General features: G+C 53.2%; 22 protein-coding genes and 1 pseudogene. All 23 read right to left on the bottom strand.

Annotated features, from left to right (window positions below):
- Window positions 1–5 precede the first annotated feature (5 nt).
- Window positions 6–254 (bottom strand): annotated as a pseudogene (gene rplX, locus EU556_RS04100) (50S ribosomal protein L24); the annotation flags it as partial.
- A gap of 3 nt (window positions 255–257) precedes the next feature.
- Entirely contained in the window at window positions 258–626 is a 369-nt protein-coding gene (gene rplN, locus EU556_RS04095) for a 50S ribosomal protein L14 (protein WP_044003245.1), read from the bottom strand.
- Window position 627: 1 nt separating this feature from the next.
- Window positions 628–918 carry a 30S ribosomal protein S17 gene (gene rpsQ / locus EU556_RS04090; RefSeq protein ID WP_135431259.1) on the bottom strand — a complete coding sequence of 97 codons (291 nt, stop codon included), beginning with the start codon at window positions 916–918 and terminating at the stop codon, window positions 628–630.
- Between the two features lie 2 nt (window positions 919–920).
- Window positions 921–1,133: a 50S ribosomal protein L29 gene (gene rpmC / locus EU556_RS04085; protein ID WP_135431257.1), complete on the bottom strand. Its 213-nt coding sequence runs from the start codon at window positions 1,131–1,133 to the stop codon at window positions 921–923.
- Between the two features lies 1 nt (window position 1,134).
- Window positions 1,135–1,560, bottom strand: coding sequence for a 50S ribosomal protein L16 (rplP, locus tag EU556_RS04080; RefSeq protein ID WP_135431255.1), 426 nt, complete (start codon window positions 1,558–1,560; stop codon window positions 1,135–1,137).
- 39 nt (window positions 1,561–1,599) lie between these two features.
- Complete coding sequence (gene rpsC, locus EU556_RS04075; RefSeq protein ID WP_135431253.1) at window positions 1,600–2,469, bottom strand: 30S ribosomal protein S3; 870 nt, start codon at window positions 2,467–2,469, stop codon at window positions 1,600–1,602.
- Between the two features lie 5 nt (window positions 2,470–2,474).
- The gene (gene rplV, locus EU556_RS04070) at window positions 2,475–2,957 is read right to left on the bottom strand and encodes a 50S ribosomal protein L22 (RefSeq protein ID WP_135431251.1); all 483 of its coding nucleotides are present in this window, start codon (window positions 2,955–2,957) and stop codon (window positions 2,475–2,477) included.
- Window positions 2,958–2,959: 2 nt separating this feature from the next.
- Window positions 2,960–3,238, bottom strand: a complete 279-nt coding sequence (gene rpsS, locus EU556_RS04065) for a 30S ribosomal protein S19 (RefSeq protein ID WP_088844274.1) — start codon at window positions 3,236–3,238, stop codon at window positions 2,960–2,962.
- Between the two features lie 3 nt (window positions 3,239–3,241).
- Complete coding sequence (gene rplB / locus EU556_RS04060) at window positions 3,242–4,069, bottom strand: 50S ribosomal protein L2 (RefSeq protein WP_135431249.1); 828 nt, start codon at window positions 4,067–4,069, stop codon at window positions 3,242–3,244.
- A gap of 39 nt (window positions 4,070–4,108) precedes the next feature.
- Window positions 4,109–4,396: a 50S ribosomal protein L23 gene (gene rplW / locus EU556_RS04055; RefSeq protein ID WP_135431247.1), complete on the bottom strand. Its 288-nt coding sequence runs from the start codon at window positions 4,394–4,396 to the stop codon at window positions 4,109–4,111.
- Window positions 4,396–5,034 (bottom strand): 50S ribosomal protein L4, encoded by a 639-nt coding sequence (gene rplD / locus EU556_RS04050; RefSeq protein ID WP_135431245.1) that lies wholly within the window; start codon window positions 5,032–5,034, stop codon window positions 4,396–4,398. Before rplD ends, rplW begins: the two co-directional genes overlap by 1 nt.
- Window positions 5,035–5,042: 8 nt before the next feature.
- Entirely contained in the window at window positions 5,043–5,663 is a 621-nt protein-coding gene (gene rplC / locus EU556_RS04045; RefSeq protein WP_135431243.1) for a 50S ribosomal protein L3, read from the bottom strand.
- 271 nt (window positions 5,664–5,934) lie between these two features.
- Window positions 5,935–6,789 carry an O-antigen ligase family protein gene (locus EU556_RS04040; RefSeq protein ID WP_210116218.1) on the bottom strand — a complete coding sequence of 285 codons (855 nt, stop codon included), beginning with the start codon at window positions 6,787–6,789 and terminating at the stop codon, window positions 5,935–5,937.
- A gap of 605 nt (window positions 6,790–7,394) precedes the next feature.
- On the bottom strand, window positions 7,395–7,700 hold the full coding sequence (rpsJ, locus tag EU556_RS04035; RefSeq protein ID WP_022822123.1) for a 30S ribosomal protein S10: 306 nt from the start codon (window positions 7,698–7,700) through the stop codon (window positions 7,395–7,397).
- Between the two features lie 21 nt (window positions 7,701–7,721).
- Complete coding sequence (gene fusA, locus EU556_RS04030) at window positions 7,722–9,863, bottom strand: elongation factor G (RefSeq protein ID WP_135431239.1); 2,142 nt, start codon at window positions 9,861–9,863, stop codon at window positions 7,722–7,724.
- Window positions 9,864–9,967: 104 nt separating this feature from the next.
- Window positions 9,968–10,435, bottom strand: a complete 468-nt coding sequence (rpsG, locus tag EU556_RS04025; protein WP_135431237.1) for a 30S ribosomal protein S7 — start codon at window positions 10,433–10,435, stop codon at window positions 9,968–9,970.
- Between the two features lie 84 nt (window positions 10,436–10,519).
- Entirely contained in the window at window positions 10,520–10,948 is a 429-nt protein-coding gene (gene rpsL, locus EU556_RS04020; protein WP_045688446.1) for a 30S ribosomal protein S12, read from the bottom strand.
- Between the two features lie 217 nt (window positions 10,949–11,165).
- The gene (locus tag EU556_RS04015) at window positions 11,166–12,041 is read right to left on the bottom strand and encodes a hypothetical protein (RefSeq protein WP_135431235.1); all 876 of its coding nucleotides are present in this window, start codon (window positions 12,039–12,041) and stop codon (window positions 11,166–11,168) included.
- A gap of 118 nt (window positions 12,042–12,159) precedes the next feature.
- A complete protein-coding gene (locus EU556_RS04010) occupies window positions 12,160–12,510 on the bottom strand; it encodes a DUF3467 domain-containing protein (protein ID WP_135431233.1) in 351 nt (116 codons plus the stop codon).
- A gap of 122 nt (window positions 12,511–12,632) precedes the next feature.
- Window positions 12,633–16,985: a DNA-directed RNA polymerase subunit beta' gene (rpoC, locus tag EU556_RS04005; protein WP_135431231.1), complete on the bottom strand. Its 4,353-nt coding sequence runs from the start codon at window positions 16,983–16,985 to the stop codon at window positions 12,633–12,635.
- A gap of 152 nt (window positions 16,986–17,137) precedes the next feature.
- Complete coding sequence (locus tag EU556_RS26910) at window positions 17,138–17,416, bottom strand: DUF7660 family protein (RefSeq protein ID WP_449404962.1); 279 nt, start codon at window positions 17,414–17,416, stop codon at window positions 17,138–17,140.
- Window positions 17,417–17,477: 61 nt separating this feature from the next.
- A complete protein-coding gene (gene rpoB, locus EU556_RS04000; RefSeq protein ID WP_210116234.1) occupies window positions 17,478–21,353 on the bottom strand; it encodes a DNA-directed RNA polymerase subunit beta in 3,876 nt (1,291 codons plus the stop codon).
- A gap of 286 nt (window positions 21,354–21,639) precedes the next feature.
- Window positions 21,640–22,020, bottom strand: a complete 381-nt coding sequence (rplL, locus tag EU556_RS03995) for a 50S ribosomal protein L7/L12 (RefSeq protein ID WP_110976700.1) — start codon at window positions 22,018–22,020, stop codon at window positions 21,640–21,642.
- Window positions 22,021–22,053 lie beyond the last annotated feature (33 nt).

Below are 22,053 nucleotides of genomic sequence, written 5' to 3'. Positions count from 1 at the left end.
GTCGAATCCGTGCGCTTCACGTTGCTCACGTGAATCGGTGACTCGATCTTGGTGATGCCGCCCTGGGGGTTCTTAGCACTAGGTTTGTTGTGCTTAGTTACCAGGTTTAGGCCTTCCACGATAACACGCTGCGTAGAACGGTTCACCGACTTAATCACACCGGTTTTGCCTTTCTCGTCACCAGCAATCACCAAAACGGTGTCACCGGTTTTCACATGCAGTTTCGCGGGCGTTGCTTTCGTTTTCGTTGCCATTGCTTAGAGAACTTCAGGAGCCAGCGAAACGATCTTCATGAACTGCTTCTCGCGAAGTTCACGGGCCACGGGGCCGAAGATGCGGGTACCGCGGGGCTCGTCGTTATTGTTGAGCAGTACGGCGGCGTTGTCGTCGAAACGAATGTAAGAACCATCCTTGCGGCGTACTTCTTTCTTCGTGCGAACTACAACAGCCTTCGATACAGTGCCTTTTTTAGCGTTGCCGGAAGGAATAGCCGATTTGATTGCTACTACAATCTTATCGCCTACGCTGGCGTATTTCTTGCCCGTGCCACCGAGGACACGGATGCAGAGAACTTCTTTGGCGCCGCTGTTATCAGCGACGGTCAGACGGGATTCTTGCTGTATCATCTTACTTGGCGCGTTCTAGAATTTCTACCAGTCTCCACCGCTTGTTTTTGCTCAGCGGACGGGTCGACATAATGCGAACCGTATCGCCTTCGCCGCATTCGTTGTTCTCGTCGTGAGCCATGAATTTGGTCGACTTGGTAACGAATTTGCCGTAGATGGGGTGTTTCATTTTGCTTTCCACAACTACCGTGATGGACTTATCCATCTTGGAGGAGGAAACGCGGCCGATGATTTCTTTACGCAGGTTCCGCTCGGTTGCGGTCGTTGCCTGCTGTTCTTCGTTGCTTGCCATCGTTAGTTAGCAGTGTTAGTTGCCTGCTCGTTCTCGCGACGCTTCAACTCGGTCAGCAGACGGGCGACATTTTTGCGGGCTTGCTTCAGACGAATCGGATTCTCCAGTGGAGAAATAGCGTGCGCAAAACGCATGCTCTGGCCGTTAGTCTGCTCAGCTTTAATCTGGTTTTTGAGGTCCTCTAGCGAGAGGGCACGGATTTCAGCGTTCTTCATCTTACTTGTTTTCTACGTAGTCGCGACGAACAACAAATGAAGTCCGAACCGGCAGCTTCTGAGCAGCCAGACGTAGCGACTCTTGTGCTACTTCCAGGCTAACGCCATCTGATTCGAACATGATGGTGCCGGGCTTCACTACAGCCACCCAATACTCGGGCGAACCTTTACCCTTACCCATCCGCACTTCAGCAGGCTTCTTGGTGATCGGCTTATCAGGGAAAATGCGGATCCAAACTTGACCTTCGCGTTTCATGGCGCGGGTCATGGCAATACGGGCAGCCTCAATCTGGCGAGCCGTAATCCAAGCCTGTTCCAGCGACTTGATAGCGAACGAACCGAAGTCAATGGAGCTGCCGCGGTGGGCTAAGCCATGCACGCGACCCTTTTGCATCTTGCGATACTTGGTCCTTTTCGGTTGTAACATGATTTATCTTGAATTGAAATTCGAAAGAAGAGAAAAAGCCTAGCGACGCGGAGCACCGCCACCCTGACTGCCACGGTTCTGGCCACCGCCGCCACCGCGACGCTGTCCACCACCTTGACCACCACGGTTGTCACCGCCACGGCCTTCGCCACCACGGTCATTCCGGTCACGACGCGGGCCACGGTCACCACCACGGTCACCACGCTCACCACGTGGGCCACGGTCGTTACCACGGCTTTCGCCACCTTGGTTAGCGGGAACCTGGTTAGGAGACAGGTCGGGCTTGCCGAACACTTCACCACGCATTACCCACACCTTGATGCCGATTTTGCCATATACAGTCTGAGCTTCCGACAGAGCATAGTCAATGTCAGCGCGTAGCGTGTGTAACGGAGTGCGGCCTTCTTTGTACTGCTCAGAGCGAGCAATTTCAGCACCACCCAGACGGCCACCGCACTGAATCTTGATGCCTTCGGCACCAACGCGGATTGCAGCTTGGATGGCCATCTTCATAGCGCGACGGAACGAGATACGCGCTTGGAGCTGCTGAGCAATGCTCTCACCTACCAGCTTAGCATCAAGTTCAGGACGCTTAATTTCGAAGATGTTGATCTGAACGTCTTTGCCGGTGATTTGCTTCAGCTCGTCTTTGATCTTATCAACTTCGGCGCCGCCTTTACCAATTACCACACCCGGACGGGCCGTGTTGATAGTAATAGTAACGCGCTTCAGCGTACGCTCGATAACGATGCGGCTGATGCCACCCTTCGGGATACGAGCGTTGATGTATTTGCGGATTTTTTCGTCCTCAACCAGTTTGTCGGCAAAGTCCTTGCCGCCGTACCAGTTCGAGTCCCATCCTTTGATGACGCCCAGACGGAAGCCAACCGGATTTACTTTCTGTCCCATAGTGCTTATGCGGTGGCTTCTGCCGTGGTTTCAGTGGATTTCTTAGCGGAGCTACGACGAGTCTTTTTCGGAGCAGCTTCGGCGGTGGTGGCGGCGGGCTTGGTCTCAGCAGCTTGCAGAGCGGCAGCTTTGCTGCCCAGCGGTGCTACTTTTGAATCAATTACCAGCGTCACGTGGTTGCTGCGCTTGCGGATGCGGTGACCACGGCCCTGGGGGGCGGGGCGCAGACGCTTCAACTGGCGACCTTCATCCACGAAAATCTCTTTGATGTATAGGTTCGCATCTTCGATACGCTCGTCTTCGTTTTTCTGCTGCCAGTTGGCCAGAGCCGACAGGAGCAGCTTTTCGATACGAGCAGCGCCCGAGTTAGCCTCGAACTTCAGCAGGCCGAGAGCACGGGTCACTTTCTGACCGCGCACCAGGTTGGCTACCAAGCGCATCTTGCGCGGCGAGGTAGGCACGTTACGGAGTTTAGCTACTGCTTCCATTCTTAGCGCTTGCCTTTATCTTTCTTGGCAATGTGGCCGCGGAAGTTACGGGTCGGGGCAAACTCACCGAGTTTGTGTCCTACCATGTTCTCCGTCACATATACCGGGATGAACTTATTGCCGTTGTGAACGGCGAAGGTGTGGCCTACGAAGTCCGGAGAAATCATCGAGCGGCGAGACCAAGTCTTCACCACCGACTTTTTGCCGGTTTCTTCCATTGCCGTTACTTTCTTCTCGAGCCGGAAGTCAATGTACGGCCCTTTTTTTAGTGAACGTGCCATTGATTACTTCTTGCCTTTACGGTTAACGATGAGCTGCTCGGAGTACTTGTTCTTGTTGCGGGTCTTCTGACCTTTAGCGAAGATGCCGTTACGGCTGCGTGGGTGACCACCCGACGACTTACCTTCACCACCACCCATGGGGTGATCGACAGGGTTCATTGCAACACCACGAACACGTGGACGACGACCCAACCAGCGATTACGACCGGCTTTGCCGAGACGTACGTTCATGTGGTCACCATTCGACACAGTACCAACCGTAGCCATGCAGGTAACGAGTACCATGCGCATCTCGCCGGAAGGCAGTTTCAGGGTGGCATATTTGTCTTCGCGGGCTACCAACTGAGCGTACGTTCCAGCCGACCGAGCCATAGCTGCACCGTTGCCGGGCATTAACTCGATGTTGTGAACGATAGTTCCCAGCGGAATCTCGCGGAGGGGAAGGGCATTGCCTACTTCCGGGGCCACACCCGTACCCGACACTACAGTTGCACCTACGGTTACACCGGCAGGAGCAATAATGTAGCGCTTTTCACCATCGGCGTAGCTCAGAAGAGCAATACGAGCCGTGCGGTTAGGGTCGTACTCAATCGTCTTCACCGTGGCTGGAACACCAGCTTTGTCACGCTTGAAGTCGATGATACGATACTTGGCTTTATGTCCACCACCGATGTAGCGATTGGACATTTTGCCCGAGTTGTTACGGCCACCGGAGTTTTTCATGGGTGCCAACAGCGACTTCTCCGGCGTCGACGCAGTAATCTCGTCGAAGGCCGGTGCAATGCGGAAGCGCTGACCCGGTGATGTTGGTCTTAGTTTTTTGAGTGCCATTACTCTAGCTTAGAAAATGCTCTTTGCGAAAAGGCGGGCTTACAGGCCGCTGTAGAAGTCGATAACGTCGCCTTCTTTCACGGTTACCACGGCGCGTTTGCCGTGAGCACGACGGCCGGAAACTGCCCCGCCTTTCGTGAACTTAGATTTCAGCTTGCCGATGGTGCGGATGGTGCTGATGCCCGTTACCGTTACCCCGTACAGTTGCTCAATTTCTTTTTTGATCTGAACCTTGTTAGCGTCAATAGCTACTTCAAAGGCATACTGGCCTTTTTCGTTCAGAGCCGTGGCCTTCTCGGTCACGATGGGCTTCTTCAGGATGCTCATTACTCAGCAGTGGTATAGAGTTGTTCCAATGCCGTCAGGCCATCCTCCGACAGCAGCAGCGTGTCAGTGTTCAGCAGATCGTGGGTGTTCAACGCTACGGGAGTAGCCACGCTCACTTTCTGGATGTTGCGGGCCGACAGCACCACGTTTTTATCAACTGCGCCCGTTACGAGCAGCGTCTTCTTGCCGTTGTTTAGCTTCAGACCGTTCAGGATGTCTAGGAAATCCTTGGTCTTGGGGGCCGACAGCGTGATGTTTTCCACCAGCGCTACTTTGCCATCCTTAGCGAGGCTAGAAAGAGCCGACAGACGAGCAAGACGCTTGGTTTTTTTGTTCAGCTTGAAGCCGTAGTCGCGGGGCTGAGGACCGAACATACGGCCACCACCTACGAATACACCCGACTTCATAGAGCCGGCTCGAGCACCACCGGTGCCTTTTTGCTTCTTGAGTTTCTTGGTAGTGCCGTGCACTTCGTTGCGCTGCTTCGACTTGTGCGTACCCTGGCGCTGGTTGGCCAAGTACTGCTTCACGTCGAGGTACATCACGTGCTCGTTCGGCTCCAGACCGAAGATGGCGTCAGACAGGGTAACCTTGCGGCCAGTGTCTTCGCCTTTGATGTTATATACTGACAGTTCCATTTGCTAGGTTATTTTTCCAGGACCACGAAAGAGTTCTTGGCACCGGGAACCGAGCCGCTCACCAGGATGAGGTTTTTGTCGGCTACAATGCGCATTACCTTTAGGTTCTGCACTTTCACACGGTCGTTACCCATGCGGCCACCCATACGCATTCCTTTGAATACGCGTGAAGGCCATGAGCAAGCACCGATAGAACCGGGGTGACGCAGGCGGTTGTGCTGACCGTGAGTCTGGCCGCCAACACCAGCAAAGTTGTAGCGCTTTACAACGCCCTGGAAACCTTTTCCTTTTGAGGTACCAACCACGTCAACGAATTCGCCTTCCTCGAAGAGGGTAGCGTCGATGGTGGCGCCAGCGGCGAAATTGGCAACCTCGTCGGTACGGAACTCAACGAGTTTTTTCTTGGGAGTGGTTCCGGCTTTAGCGAAGTGACCAGCCAGTGCTTTGGTGGTGTTCTTTGCTTTTTTCTCGCCGTAGCCGAGCTGGATGGCAGTGTAGCCGTCCGTTTCGATGGTCTTAACCTGCGTCACTACGCACGGACCCGCTTCAATGAGCGTGCAGGGAATGTTCTTCCCGTCCGGAGTGAAGAGGCTTGTCATACCGATTTTTTTACCGATGATGCCAGGCATTCGATTGGGGTTTTAGAAAAAGACACAGTTGAAAACGCCCAAGTGGCGTTTTCGGAAATGGAGTGCAAAGCTAGGAAATTGTTCTGTGATAAGCTACCTACCTTCCGAAATATTTTCAGCGTCACGGAGTTAGCCTAGTTCAGCACTAGTCTTTCTGGTAATCAGTGACTTTCTATTGTCCTCCGCTCCTACCTGTACCTCCCAGTTGTAACTGAAAGCAGTACACCTGCAAGCTGACTCTGGTTTACTGCTCCGGAAAAGTGCAATCCTATTAGCATGGTCGCCAAAGCCCTCCCTCATATTCACTGTTTTCTCCTTTTGCTCCTTCCAATGCTAGCAGCAGGAAGAAAAGAGAAAAGGCTATTCCAATTTGTGTCTCAATGGTGTATTCAACCAAAAACGATATAGTAACAATTATATACTGCGTTAGCAGTAGCGGTGCGTAGCGAGTCCCACTAGTAATGCCTGGATAGTAAAAACCTATTATGAACAGAACAACCCCCACACACCCGAGGGCCACAGTGGTAAATAAGAATTGGTTGTGCGGTAGAATGTAGGCCTCTGGCTGAATGTTAGGAAACTCTCGCTTATAATGCTGAGCTAGCTCCTGCTCCATGTCTGCTTTGCCAACTCCAAACCAGGGGTTCTCCTCTACCACTTTGAGAGCTACTTTGTAAGAGTAAACCCGACCAACTAGGGAGTAGTTATTAGCCGATGCGGTATGGTCAACTCTGCCTACATCCTCCCTAGTATTAGCCGATTTATTTCTGAAGGTTGGGAAGCAGATGTAGCTAAATAGCGGCAGCAATACCAACGCAGCGGCTAGGCCTGTTGCTCTTTTGTATTGCTTCCTGTAAAGTATCAGCCAAAGTAAAGCAAAGCCTCCTAGCACATAAAACGTTACTAGGCCACTTCGAACAGCTAACAGATGCTGGTACAGAGCTAATCCTATGATTGCCATCCGCAACCAGAAGCGGGCACCTGGCTCAATCTTTTCCTGCCCTAGCAAGGCGGCTCCCACTGCAATAGCAAGGGTTACAATGAGGCTGAATCGTATATGATCGGGCTCAGTGGGCATTACCTTGGAACGTAGATAAAGCTCATTGATTTCGTCAACGTGCAGCAAGTAGTTTCCTGTGCTAACAGCGGCGCTAATTACCGTTACTACAATTAGTAGATACCACAGCAAACGGAGCTGTCGGGTTGGAATTGGAGGCAATAACCAGAAGCCAATAGGCAACGCTAGGAAAGGAAGCTGCAGCACAATATCCCGTTCATATTCCCGTAGGTTGGCACTGTTAGTCAGTAAGCCTGATGCAGCATGTATCCCATAAATAAGCACAAAGGGCAGGTAGACGGATTTACTGCTACGAGTATATGCATCGCGGTGCAGAACAAAGGATACTAGGCCACATAACAGTACCCCAACTATGCCAATACTTGGCAGGATACGAAAGAAAGTGCTCGTAAAGAGGCCTACAATAATGCACGCGCAAAAAACGGTGCTAGCCGTTAGTATTCGTGGGATAGTCAGTTGTGAACTGAGTGAGGAGGGCATGCAAGCGAGTACGGAATGAGCGGACCTGTAAGTAAGTTACCGCTGTCAAAAGCTCTATCATACGGTAGAGCTTACATCTTACGGCACAAGTTGCACCTATTAAAACGAAAACACCCCACCGAATCCGAAGAATCGATGGGGTGTTGTTCCTAATTAGCTAGGGAAATCAGTCCTCAGACTTTGATCTCAACGTCTACGCCGCTAGGTAGCTCCAGCTTCATCAGAGCATCTACAGTCTTCGACGATGTTGAGTAAATATCAACGAGACGCTTGTAGGTGCAGAGCTGAAATTGCTCACGCGACTTCTTGTTCACGTGGGGCGAACGAAGAACGGTGAATTTTTCCTTATCGGTTGGCAGTGGAATAGGACCGCTTACGATAGCGCCCGTAGCCTTCACCGCCTTCACAATCTTCTCCGACGATTTGTCCACCAGGTTGTGGTCGTAGGATTTCAGTTTGATGCGAATTTTCTGGTTCATGTCAATTAATGAGAAAGCGGATTAGCGAATGGCGTTACCCTTTTGCTTGGCAATGATGCCGTCGGCCAAGTTCTGCGGCACCTGATCGTAGTGCGAGAACGTGAGCGAAGCCGAAGCACGACCCGACGAGATGGTACGCAGCGAGGTTACGTAGCCGAACAGCTCCGACAGCGGAACGTCAGCCTTGATAACGTTAGCACCACCTTTCGTGTCCATGCCTTTCATGATACCCCGACGACGGTTCAGGTCACCGGTTACAGCACCCGTGTATTCGTCTGGCGAAACTACTTCTACAGCCATGATCGGCTCGAGCAGTTTTGGACCAGCCTGCTTGCCAGCCTCACGGAAGCCACCACGAGCAGCGAGTTCGAACGACAGAGCGTCTGAGTCAACATCGTGGTAAGAACCAAAGAACAGGCGTACACGCATGCCTTCAATGGGGAAACCAGCCAGCGGACCGTTCTTCATGGCTTCTTCGAAGCCTTTCTGAACCGGAGCGATGAATTCGCGAGGGATAACACCACCCGTGATGTCGTTTACGAACTCCAGACCTGGCTTCTCTGGGTCGGTCAGTTTCGGACCGAGTTCGAATACGATGTCACCGAATTTACCACGGCCACCCGTTTGCTTCTTGTAAGTCTCGCGGTGCTCAACCGTTTTGGTGAGAACCTCTTTGTAGGCTACCTGAGGAGCACCCTGGTTGATTTCCACCTTGAACTCACGACGCATACGGTCGATGATGATTTCGAGGTGAAGCTCACCCATACCTTTCAGTACGGTCTGACCCGTCTCGGGGTCAGTCTGTACCACCAGAGTAGGATCTTCTTCCACGAGCTTGGCAATAGCCATACCCATTTTATCAACGTCAGCCTGAGTTTTGGGCTCAATAGCGTAACCGATAACGGGCTCAGGGAAGGACATCGATTCCAGTACTACGCGCGACTTCTCGTCGGTCAGCGTATCACCAGTTTTGATGTCTTTGAAACCAACACCAGCAGCAATGTCACCGGCCTGGATCTTGTCGATGGGATTCTGCTTGTTGGAGTGCATCTGCATCAGGCGCGAGATACGCTCCTTCTTGCCAGTGCGGTTGTTAAACACGTACGAACCAGCGTCGAGCTGACCGCTGTAGCAGCGGAAGAAGCACAGACGGCCTACGAATGGGTCGGTAGCAATTTTAAACGCCAGAGCAGTGAAGGGCTCGTCGTTGTCGGGGTGACGCTCCACTTCTTCGCCAGTGTCAGGGTTGGTACCCATGATAGCAGGCATGTCGAGCGGCGAAGGCAAGTAAGCCATAACCGCGTCCAGCATAGCCTGAACACCTTTGTTTTTGAACGCCGAACCGCACATTACGGGCGAGAACTTCATGTCGATAACCGCTTTGCGGATAACGTCCATCATTTCCTCGCGGGTGATGCTGTCCGGATCCTCGAAGAATTTCTCCATCAAGGTGTCATCGTACTCAGCAACGCTTTCCACGAGCTTCTCACGCCACTCGGCTACCGTGTCCACGAGGTCTTCGGGAACCGGAACTTCTTTGTAGGTTTTGCCTTGGGTTTCGTCGTCCCACACGATGGCTTTGCCAGTCAGCAGGTCAACTACACCTTTGAAGGTATCTTCAGCGCCGATTGGGATCTGCAGCGGAACGGGGTTAGCACCCAGCTTCTCTTTGATCTCGTTAACAGCCTTGAAGAAGTCAGCACCAGCGCGGTCCATCTTGTTTACGAAGCAGATGCGCGGTACTTTGTATTTGTCAGCCTGACGCCATACGGTCTCCGACTGAGGCTCTACGCCCGAAACGGCGCAGAACAGAGCCACGGCACCGTCCAGAACACGCAGTGAACGTTCTACCTCTACGGTGAAGTCTACGTGACCGGGGGTATCGATCAGGTTGATTTTATATTGCTTGGTCTCCGGCGTTGGATCACCCTGTACGGTAGGGTAGTTCCAGAACGTGGTAGTAGCAGCCGACGTGATGGTGATACCACGCTCCTGCTCCTGCTCCATCCAGTCCATCGTGGCAGCACCTTCGTGCACTTCCCCGATTTTGTGGGTTTTACCGGTATAGTATAGAATGCGCTCCGAGGTTGTGGTCTTACCGGCGTCGATGTGCGCCATAATCCCAATGTTCCGGAGGTATTGCAGGTCTTTGTTTACAGCCATTGCTTTTTTGTGACGTAGGGACTTCAGTAGTTGAGCTTGAGGAACACGAAAATCTCTTTTCTCATTCCCAGAGCAGCAACTTCTAAAGCCCCTGTCTGTCTAAATTAGAAGCGGAAGTGCGAGAAGGCCTTGTTGGCTTCGGCCATCCGGTGGGTGTCGTCCTTTTTCTTAACGGCAGCACCTTCACCTTTAGCAGCGGCAATGATTTCGCCGGCCAGCTTGTCTTTCATGGTTTTCTCACCACGACGACGAGCGTATTGAATCAACCACTTCGAGCCTACGGCGATACGACGGTCGGGGCGAACTTCGGTCGGCACCTGGAAGGTAGCACCACCTACGCGGCGGCTCTTTACTTCTACAGTAGGCATCACGTTGTTCAGGGCTTTACGCCACATCTCCACGCCGCTCTCTTTGGTGCGCTGCTCCACTAGGTCGCAGGCATCGTAGAAAATGGTGTAGGCAAGGTTTTTTTTCCCGTCGTACATCATGTAGTTTACGAAACGGGTTACCAGCGTCTCCTTGTATTTGGGGTCGGGCAGGAGGATGCGCTTCTTTGGTTTTGACTTTCTCATGTGTGTAGAAATGAGTGGTAAGTAGCGAGCAGTGGGATAAGAACCATGTGCTATCCGGCACTGGGCACTACCTCACTCGTTCAATTACTTTTTCTTGCCGGGTGCTGGTTTACCGCCTTTGCCTGCTGCGGCAGCCTGGCCGGGCTTCGGACGCTTAGCGCCATACTTGGAACGACGCTGCAGACGGCCGTTTACGCCGGCGGTGTCAAGGGCGCCACGGATGATGTGGTAACGCACACCGGGAAGGTCTTTCACACGGCCACCACGGATCAGCACGATGCTGTGCTCCTGCAGGTTGTGGCCTTCACCCGGGATGTAGGCGTTAACTTCTTTGCCGTTGGTCAGGCGCACACGGGCAACTTTACGCATAGCCGAGTTCGGCTTCTTAGGCGTGGTGGTGTACACACGGGTGCAAACGCCACGGCGCTGCGGGCACGAGTCAAGAGCCGGCGACTTCGACTTCGTCGTCAGCTTCTCGCGGCCTTTTCGTACTAACTGGTTGATGGTAGGCATCTACGGAATGTTTTGTCAAGGAGGGTTCTCTCCCAAAAATTAGGCTTGCAAAGGTATAGAAGTTGCCTCGAAATAGCAAACAGGTTGAAATAGTTAATTTTAGGGAAACCCAACGGCCCTTTTTTGAGCCACTAGCCTAGGTAAAAGACAGCCATACAGTAGCGTTTAAGCCGTGAAACGAGGCTTTTCTAGCGCCGTCCCCTCCCCTCTCGCCAACTTATACTGTTAGCTCCGGCATTTTCCAACGCTGACCCATTAGTTTGCGCAGGGTTCGCTGCCAGCCAGGTAAGTTTCGGTAGGCCAGTTCCTGCTGGTGCAGCTTTGGCAGTTCAAGCCGTTCAAACTGTAAGAACAGCTGTGGCTGAGTGCCATACTTCTCTACTACTTGGGAGATAACTGGCCTAGCGTCCTTCAAATTCCAATAGTGCCACAGATAATTCGGCACATCTTCAATAGCCCCCTCCGCCGCGAAGCGCAGGCTCCAGGCCAGTTGCTCCATCATATGCTTATTATAGGTAGCATATAGCTGTTCGGCCAACGCCATTACTTCCCGGAGCAGATAGACTTTGTCGCTACGGAAGGCAAGCACCCCAGAGTTGAATAGCTCGGTATCGGGTGTTACGCGCATGATATGGCCGCCGCTAGGCCACTCACTGCCGCGCAGGTGCTTGTAGACTTTGCGGCTAAGGGTGTTTCCGCTGATCAGCCGACCTTCGTTCTGGTGCATATAGAAGGTACCAGCGGCAATATGCTCGAATAGGGGTGCGGGGTCTTGCCGCCAGATAGTGTCAGTGTCCAGAAAAAAGAGGTTGCCGGGGTAATGCATAGCGGCATGTTCCAGTACGCCTACTTTAAGCAGGTACACCTTATTCGCTGCACCACGCCATGCCTGCCATTGCATGGGCTCAACTGCTGGGTATTGGATATCGGGCCGGTGGCCTAGGACCTGTTGAAAAGAGGCCGCGTCGTCGGTATAGATCAAAATCTGCGTATCCGGCCGCTTCGGAGCTACCTGATCGTAGGACAGAATACTATAGAAAGCTTCGTTGCGAATATCTGCAGAGCCGTAGGCCAGGTAGATCAGGTAGTTCATCCGGTAAAGATACTAGCACATAGTCACCTTATCCTGACTGGCCTAGAATTGTCTTTAAAACAGAAACGGCTTCTACCATCTCGGTAAAAGCCGTTACACTCGTTGTATTATTCCGCTTCTAGGCCTCTCCCATCTTACCTCCGAAACCCATTGGATAACCTTGCTCCTCAGGTTGCAGTTTGATGGTGCCGTATGCCTTTTCGTACCGCTCAATGTTCTCCGCTAAAGCAGTAGCCAGACGCTTGGCATGCTCGGGAGTGAGAATGATCCGAGATTTTACCTTGGCTTTCGGCAAACCCGGCATTAGTCGAATGAAGTCGATAACGAATTCGCTGGTGCTGTGGGCAATCATAGCTAGGTTGGCGTACTGGCCCTCAGCTACCTCTTCCGTTAGTTCAATGCTGATAGCATTTGGGTCCTGGGGTTGCTGCGGCGCGTTGGGGTCAGCGGGTTGATTGGGTTGGTTCATATAAGTAGAAACGAAAAGAGTTACGACAAGAAGGAGTGGCAGTGCTGCTCACTTCCGCAAATAAACAGAAAAAGCCGGCCGAATTGCTTCGACCGGCTTCTCCTATTTACGCTACTTCAGAACTACTCCGACACGGACTCGCGGCGCGAGGTGCGGGCGGGACGCTTGGTAGGAGCCGCAGCTTCGTCGGTCTTCGCAGCCTGAGCGGCTTCGAAATCCTCCTTCGAGCCCACGACCTGACGCGTGTATTCGCGCAGACCGGTACCGGCCGGAATGAGGTGACCTACGATTACGTTCTCCTTCAGGCCCAGCAGTTCGTCGGCCTTGCCACGGATGGCAGCTTCCGACAGCACCTTGGTCGTCTCCTGGAAGGAAGCGGCCGAGATGAACGACTGCGTACCCAGCGAAGCCTGGGTGATACCCTGCAACGTGGGCCGCGATACGGCCGGCTGTGCTTCGCGTACTTCTACCAGAGCTAGGTCGCGACGACGCAGGCTGGAGTTCTCGTCGCGCAGGCGACGGGCACTCACAATCTGGCCAGGCTTCAAGTTGCTCGAGTCGCCGGCGTTCGTTACCACCTTCATGTCGATGATGGTATCGTTTTCTTCCATGAACACGATCTTGTCGATAACCTGGTGCTCCAGGAAGGTCGTATCGCCGGCGTCGAGGATCACAACTTTCTGCATCATCTGGCGAACTACCACCTCGATGTGCTTGTCGTTGATCTTTACACCCTGCAAACGGTATACTTCCTGAATCTCGTTCACGAGGTACTCCTGCACCGCGCCGGGACCCTGAATGCTCAGGATGTCGGACGGCGTGATAGCACCATCGGAGAGCGGCATACCAGCCCGGATGAAGTCGTTGTCCTGCACCAGAATGTGCTTTGACAGCGGCACCATGTACTTCTTCTTCACGCCGTCTTTCGACTCCACGAAGATTTCACGGTTACCACGCTTCACCGTACCGTAGGTTACTACACCGTCGATTTCCGACACAACAGCCGGGTTCGAGGGGTTACGAGCTTCGAAGAGCTCCGTAACGCGGGGCAGACCACCGGTAATGTCGCGGGTTTTGCCCACGGCACGCGGGATCTTAGCCAGAATCTGACCAGCCTTGATTTTTTCGCCGTTCTCTACATTCAAGTGCGAACCTACCGGGATGCTGTAGCCCTTCGAGCCTTCCATGTCGCCCTTTTTGCCGGGGCGCACGATGATCGAGGGGTTCTGATCCTTGGCTTTCGATTCGATAATCACTTTCTCGCGGTGGCCGGTCTGTTCGTCCGACTCCTCGCGGTAGGTGATGCCTTCGGTGATGGCGTCGTACTGAACGGTACCATCGAACTCGGCCAAAATAACGGCGTTGTAGGGGTCCCAGCTGTTCAGCTCCTGGCCTTTCTCTACCTCCTGACCTTCGTCAACATGCAGGAATGAGCCATATGGAACGTGGTTCGAGATAAACACCTTACCGGTACCTTTCTCCACGATACGAATCTCGCCCGAGCGACCCATTACCACTTTCACTGGTTCGCCGTCGGCGTTGGCAGTTTCTACGGTCCGGATGTCTTCGAACTCAATTACACCGTTGAACTTGGCGCGGAGGCTAGCCTCTACGGCAATGTTTGAGGCAGTACCACCCACGTGGAAGGTGCGCAGGGTCAGCTGGGTGCCGGGTTCACCGATCGACTGAGCAGCAATTACGCCTACAGCCTCACCTTTCTGTACCATGCGGCCCGACGACAGGTTACGGCCGTAGCACTTGGCGCAAATACCACGCTTCGACTCGCAAGTCAGTACCGAACGGATTTCAACCGATTCAATGCTGGTAGCATCAATACGGCGAGTGATGTCCTCCGTGATTTCCAGGCCAGCAGCCAGGATAATCTCGTCGGTCAGCGGGTCTACGATGTCGTGAACCGCTACGCGGCCCAGGATACGCTCGGCCAGCGGCTCTACTACGTCCTCGTTGTCTTTCAACGCAAAGGTTTCGATACCACGCAGCGTGCCGCAGTCGGTTTCGTTCACGATAACGTCCTGCGAAACGTCTACCAGACGACGCGTCAGGTAGCCGGCGTCAGCCGTCTTCAGAGCGGTGTCAGCTAGACCTTTACGGGCACCGTGGGTCGAGATGAAGTACTCGATTACGTCTAGGCCTTCTTTGAAGTTCGACAGAATCGGGTTTTCGATAATCTCACCAACCGAACCCTGCAACGACTTCTGTGGCTTAGCCATCAGACCCCGCATACCGCCGAGCTGACGAATCTGCTCGCGCGAACCACGGGCACCCGAGTGCATCATCATGTAAATCGAGTTGAAGCCCTGGTTCTCCTTCTCGAGGCGACCCATGAGGGTTTCAGTGATTTGGTTGTTGATGCGCGTCCAGATGTCGATAACCTGGTTGTAACGCTCGTTGTCGGTAATCAGACCCATCTGGTAGTTCTGCGTTACGGCAGCTACATCGGCCTGAGCTTGCGCTACGAGGGCATCTTTCTCTTTCGGGATGTTGATGTCACCCAGACCCATCGACAGACCACCTTTGTAAGCCGACTGGAAGCCCAGCGTCTTGATGTCGTCGAGGAACTGCGCCGTGCGGGCCATGCCCGTACGCTTGAACACCATTGAGATGATCTGCTGCAGCTTCTTCTTCGTCAGCAGTTCATCAACGAAACCTACTTCTTCTGGTACCAGCTGGTTGAACAGCACGCGGCCAGCTACCGTCTCGATGATCTTCGTTACGAGGTTATCTTCCTCGTCGCGAACTTTCGTGCGCACCTTGATATAAGCGTGCTTAGAAAGCTGACCTTCGTTGATAGCAATAACCACTTCCTCGTCCGAGTAGAACATGCGGCCTTCGCCCTGGATCTGCTCATCTTCGGTGCTGCGCTTGCCTTTAGTTACGTAGTACAGGCCTAGAACCATGTCCTGAGACGGTACCGCGATGGGCGCGCCGTTGGCGGGGTTCAGGATGTTGTGCGAGGCCAGCATCAGCATAGAGGCTTCCAGGATAGCGGCCGGTCCTAGCGGAACGTGCACAGCCATCTGGTCACCGTCAAAGTCAGCGTTGAAGGCCGTACACACCAGCGGGTGCAGCTGAATAGCTTTACCCTCGATGAGGCGAGGCTGGAACGCCTGGATACCCAAGCGGTGCAGCGTAGGAGCACGGTTCAGGAGCACTGGGTGGCCTTTCAGCACGTTCTCCAGGATGTCCCATACTACGGCGTCCTTGCGGTCAACGATCTTCTTAGCCGACTTCACCGTCTTCACAATACCGCGCTCGATGAGCTTACGGATGATGAACGGCTTGAATAGCTCAGCGGCCATGTTCTTGGGCAGACCGCACTCGTGCAGTTTCAGCTCGGGGCCTACTACAATAACCGAACGGCCAGAGTAGTCAACGCGCTTACCGAGCAGGTTCTGACGGAAGCGGCCCTGCTTGCCTTTCAGCATATCAGACAGCGACTTCAGTGCGCGGTTACCTTCGGCACGCACGGCGTTAACCTTACGTGAGTTGTCGAACAGCGAGTCTACGGCTTCCTGCAGCATACGCTTCTCGTTCCGCAGAATCACTTCAGGAGCCTTAATCTCGATCAGGCGCTTGAGGCGGTTGTTACGAATGATTACGCGACGGTACAGGTCGTTCAAGTCGGAAGTAGCGAAACGGCCACCATCCAACGGAACGAGTGGGCGCAGTTCCGGCGGAATAACCGGCACCATGCGGATTACCATCCACTCAGGCTTGTTCTCGATGCGAGTAGCGGCGTCGCGGAAAGCTTCCACTACGCGCAGACGCTTCAGAGCCTCCGCCTTACGCTGCTGCGAAGTTTCGTGCGCAGCGGAGTCACGCAGCGAGTACGACAGCTCGTCGAGGTTGATGCGCTCCAGCAACAGCTGCAGAGCATCAGCACCCATGCGGGCAATGAATTTATTCGGGTCCTCGTTTGGCAGCATCTGGTTCTCACGGGGGAGCTTGTCGATGATGTCGAGGTATTCGTCTTCGGTGAGGAAGTCGAGCTGCTGCACGCCTTCTTCGCCCAGTACACCCGGCTGCACTACTACGTAGCGCTCGTAATAAATAATCTGATCAAGCTTCTTAGTAGGCAGGCCTAGCAGATAGCCGATTTTGTTGGGCAGGGACTTAAAGTACCAGATGTGCGCAACGGGCACCACCAGTTCGATGTGGCCCATCCGCTCCCGACGTACTTTCTTCTCGGTCACCTCTACGCCGCAACGGTCGCAGATAATGCCTTTGTACCGGATGCGCTTGTATTTACCGCAGTGGCATTCCCAGTCCTTTACGGGACCAAAAATCCGCTCGCAGAACAAGCCACCCATTTCGGGCTTGTACGTCCGGTAGTTGATCGTCTCAGGCTTTACAACTTCACCGTTCGACCGTTCCAGAATGGATTCGGGCGAGGCCAGCGAAATGGTAACTTTCGAGAAGTCCTGTACCAGTTTTTTGTTTTTTGCAAACGCCATGTAGAGTAGCTGTTGTTAGCTGGTGGCTTTTATCTGTTCGTTGGTTCCGCCAGTCTTAAGAGTGGTCGGAAAGAACATAACAGTTCGACTCTGCGAAAAGTGCTCTGTGGGTCGGATAGGTACGCCGCGCAGTAGTTTTTCGCCAGGTCTTTTTACTCGTAAAATTTGCCGGCATACAATAGCAGCGCGAAATCTTTCCAACTAGGAGCTCCGGAGATTGATTGGCTATCTTGACCATATCTCGAGATAGCATCTAAGAAGCTCGCAATTGAATCGTTTTCCCAGCCATTTGCTCCTAGACTATAAGGTGAACTTTGTGTCACCTTATTCTTACTGACTTCATCTAATCTGTCATCCGACAAAGCTTGGACAAAGCGTAGAAAGTCTGTTTTCGAATTTATATTCTCCAACAACTCGTCTAGTTGCTCCATTGATTAGGCAATGATAAAACCGGTTACAGACTTTAAAATCTGCAACCGGTTTTTACTTCATTTAGTCAAGCGTGATTTCCAGGGCCAGACCGCGTAGCTCGTGGATGAGTACGTTGAATGACTCGGGGATATTCGGCTTGGGCAGTACGTCACCTTTTACAATGGCTTCGTACGCTTTAGCACGGCCTACCACGTCATCCGACTTCACAGTCAGGATTTCCTGGAGGACGTTGGAAGCACCGAAAGCCTCAAGAGCCCACACTTCCATTTCGCCGAAGCGCTGACCACCGAACTGGGCTTTACCACCGAGCGGCTGCTGGGTGATGAGCGAGTACGGTCCGATTGAACGGGCGTGCATCTTGTCATCAACCAAGTGGCCTAGCTTCAGCATGTAGATTACCCCAACAGTTACTGGCTGGTCGAAACGCTGACCAGTCAGACCATCGTGCAGGTAAGCACGGCCGAAGTGCGGCAGACCAGCTTCCGCCAGTTCCTTCGATACTTCCTCTTCGGTAGCACCGTCGAAAATTGGGGTAGCGTAGGTGCGGCCCAGCTTGAGGCCAGCCCAGCCCAGTACGGTCTCGTAAATCTGACCAATGTTCATCCGGCTTGGTACACCAAGCGGGTTAAGCACGATGTCCATCGGGGTGCCATCAGGCAGGAAGGGCATATCCTCATCGCGTACGATGCGGGCTACTACACCCTTGTTACCGTGACGGCCTGCCATTTTATCACCCACCTTCAGCTTACGCTTCTTGGCGATGTATACTTTGGCCAGCTGCACGATACCAGCGGGGAGCTCGTCGCCTACTTCCAGCGTAAACCGGTCGCGCTTGAAACGGGCCGTGATGGTGTTACGCTTCTTAGCGTAGTTTTTCACCAAGTCAAGCACCATGCTGTTTACACGAGTGTCGGCGGTCCAGCCTTCCAGCACGAGGTCCTTGAACATGTTCACCTCTTCGGGAACTGCGTAGTTGCTCTCGTCTTTGTAAGGGTTCTTCTCGGGGAAGAGATTTTCAGCAATATTCTTCTTGCCGAATTTCACACCCTTCGAGATGATTTCGTCGCCGAACTTGTGCTTCACGCCTTGAGAGGTTTTGCCTTCCAGCAGCTGCACTAGCTTATCGATCATCACGGCTTTGATGCCGCGAAGCTCTTTGGCATACGCATCCTTCAGCTCTTCTACTTCCTTCTTCGACTTGGCCCGTAGGTTTTTGTCTTTCTTAGGACGCGAGAACAGCTTAGTGCCGATAACTACACCGTTTAGTGAAGGTGGCGCCTTAAGCGAGGCATCCTTCACGTCGCCGGCTTTGTCACCGAAGATGGCACGGAGCAGCTTCTCTTCTGGGGTCGGGTCAGTCTCACCCTTTGGCGTGATCTTACCGATGAGGATGTCGCCTTCGCGAACCTCAGCACCCAAACGAATGATACCGTTGTCATCAAGGTTACGCACGGCTTCTTCGCTCACGTTCGGAATTTCCGAGGTCAGCTCTTCTTCGCCACGCTTGGTCTCACGTACTTCCAGCTCAAACTCCTCAATGTGAATCGAGGTGAAGATGTCGTCACGTACTACACGCTCCGAGATTACAATAGCATCCTCGAAGTTGTAGCCCTGCCACGGCATGAACGCCACCTGCATGTTGCGGCCTAGTGCCAGCTCACCATTGTTCGTGCCGTAGCCTTCGCACAGCGGCTGACCTTTGGTTACCCGCTCGCCCTTCTTCACGATGGGGGTCAGGTTGATGCAGGTATCTTGGTTGGTCCGACGGAACTTGATCAGGTCGTACGAAATCTTCTCAGCATCGAAGCTTACGAGGATATCGTCTTCCGTCAGGTCGTACTTCACCACAATCTTGTTGGCATCAACATAATCGATGACACCGTCGCCTTCGGCTACTACCAGAGTGCGGGAGTCGATGGCTACGCGGCCTTCTAGGCCAGTGCCTACGATTGGAGCTTCAGCCTTCAGCAGTGGAACTGCCTGACGTTGCATGTTCGAACCCATCAGGGCCCGGTTGGCGTCATCGTGCTCCAGGAACGGAATCAGCGAAGCAGCTACCGATACGATCTGATTCGGAGCTACGTCCATGTAGCTGTACTCGTCGGGGCCTACCACGGGGAAGTCACCTTCGAAACGGCCTTTTACCAGCTCGTTGATGAAGTTACCTTCTTCATCGATGCGGGCATTAGCCTGCGCGATGTGGTGGGTATCTTCTTCCTCGGCGGTCAGGTACTTCACGTTCTCCGTCGTGTCTACCTTACCATTCTCAACCGTACGGTAAGGAGTTTCAATGAAGCCCATCGAGTTTACCCGAGCGTGCACACAAAGCGACGAAATTAGACCAATGTTCGGTCCTTCCGGCGTTTCGATGGTGCACAGACGGCCGTAGTGCGTGTAGTGAACGTCACGTACTTCGAAACCAGCACGCTCCCGCGACAGACCTCCTGGCCCCAGTGCTGATACGCGACGCTTGTGCGTCACCTCGGCTAGCGGGTTGGTCTGGTCCATGAACTGAGACAGCTGGTTCGTACCGAAGAACGAGTTGATTACGCTCGACAGAGTACGTGCGTTAATCAAGTCAACTGGCTTGAAGTCCTCGTTGTCGCGCACGTTCATGCGCTCTTTGATGGTACGCGCCATACGGGCCAGGCCTACACCAAACTGGGCGTACAGTTGCTCCCCTACCGTGCGTACACGACGATTGCTCAAGTGGTCAATGTCATCGACAATGGCCTTCGAGTTGATCAGGCCAATCAGGTATTTCACGATGAGAACGATGTCCTCATTGGTCAGCACGCGGGCATCCCAGTTCGTGTCAATACCCAGCTTCTTATTGATACGGTAGCGGCCTACGTCACCAAGGTCGTAGCGCTTATCCGAGAAGAATAGCTTTTGGATGATGTCGCGGGCAGTTTCTTCGTCAGGAGCTTCCGTGTTACGGAGCTGACGGTAGATTTGCTCAACGGCTTCTTTCTCCGAGTTGGAGTTGTCCTTCTGCAGGGTGTTGTAAATAATTGCGTAGTCCGCAATGTTTACGTTCTCACGGTGCAGAATTACCGATTTGGCACCAGCGTTCAGAATAACGTCGATGTCCTCCTCCTCAATGGTAGAGTCGCGCTCCAGCAGAACTTCGTTCCGGTCAATAGACACTACTTCACCGGTGTCCTCGTCTACGAAGTCTTCCGTCCAGGTGCGGAGCACCCGAGCGGCCAGCTTGCGGCCTACTGCCTTCTTGAGGTTTTTCTTGTCGGCCTTCACCTCTTCCGACAACCCGAACAGGTCAAGGATGTCTTTGTCGGTACCGTAACCGATAGCGCGAAGCAGCGTAGTAACCGGGAATTTCTTCTTCCGGTCAATGTACGCGTACATTACGTTGTTCACGTCCGTGGCAAATTCAATCCACGAACCTTTGAACGGGATGATACGGGCCGAGTACAGCTTGGTGCCGTTAGTATGCTTGCTCTGGGCGAAGAACACACCGGGCGAACGGTGCAGCTGCGAAACGATAACGCGCTCTGCCCCGTTAATCACGAAAGAGCCCTTTTCGGTCATGTAAGGGATGTTGCCCAAGAACACTTCCTGCTCAATCGTTTCGAAATCTTCGTTGTCCGTGTCATTGCAGACCAAGCGCAACTTAGCTTTCAGCGGTACCGAGTACGTCAGGCCCCGGTCGATGCACTCATCAACCGAGTACTTCGGCGGGTCGACGTGGTAGTCGATGAAGGTCAGTACGAAGTTTTCGCGTGAGTCCGAAATCGGAAAGTTCTCGGCGAATACTTTGAAGAGACCCTCATCGGTACGGTTCTCGGCAGCCGTTTCCAACTGGAAGAAATCCATGAACGAGCGAACCTGCACGTCCAGGAAATCCGGGTACTCAATAACCTTTTTAATCTTGGCGAAGTTGATCCGCTCGTCAGCTGCCTGCAGTTTTTGCAGGCCTGTCTGTGCTTTCGGTGTAGCCAATGTATGTGGGGTTAGGAAATGGACACTGAGAGAATCCAGTTCAGGGCAGTAGCAACACCACTACCTTGAAAAAAATGAAAGTTGTTGGCGCACGAAAGCGCAAAGCAGAACTTTGCGCTTCAGCGTCCGTAGGCACAAAAAGCCGCAAAGCGGCGTGCAAACGAACTTCCGACTAGTTTGTTGCCTACAAACAGGAAAAGACCTGGCTTAGTTGCCAGGCCTCTCCATATTTGCTGGTTTTAAGAGCAGGCAGCAGAAATTACTTAACTTCTACTTCAGCGCCAGCTTCTTCCAGTTGCTTCTTCAGCGACTCAGCTTCGTCTTTAGCAACACCTTCTTTCAGGGCTTTGGGAGCACCGTCAACCAGTTCTTTGGCTTCTTTCAGACCCAGACCAGTCAGGTCTTTCACCAGTTTCACCACAGCCAGTTTGCCAGCACCAGCCGACTTCAGGATTACGTCGAACGAGGTCTTCTCCTCAGGAGCGTCAGCAGCGCCAGCGCCAGCACCACCAGCTACCATTACGGGAGCAGCAGCAGCAGGCTCAATGCCATACTCGTCTTTCAGGATAGTAGCGAGTTCGTTTACTTCTTTTACCGTCAGGCTAACGAGCTGCTCGGCGAATGCTTTCAAATCTGCCATTTCTGTAGATTGTTAAAAAAGGGGTTGTTGAAC

Origin of the sequence: Hymenobacter fodinae, from assembly GCF_004745825.1 — a bacterium.
Classification (GTDB): Bacteria; Bacteroidota; Bacteroidia; order Cytophagales; family Hymenobacteraceae; genus Hymenobacter; species Hymenobacter fodinae.
Note: the sequence above shows the minus strand (reverse complement) of the source record. Positions and strands in the feature narration are given on the sequence as shown.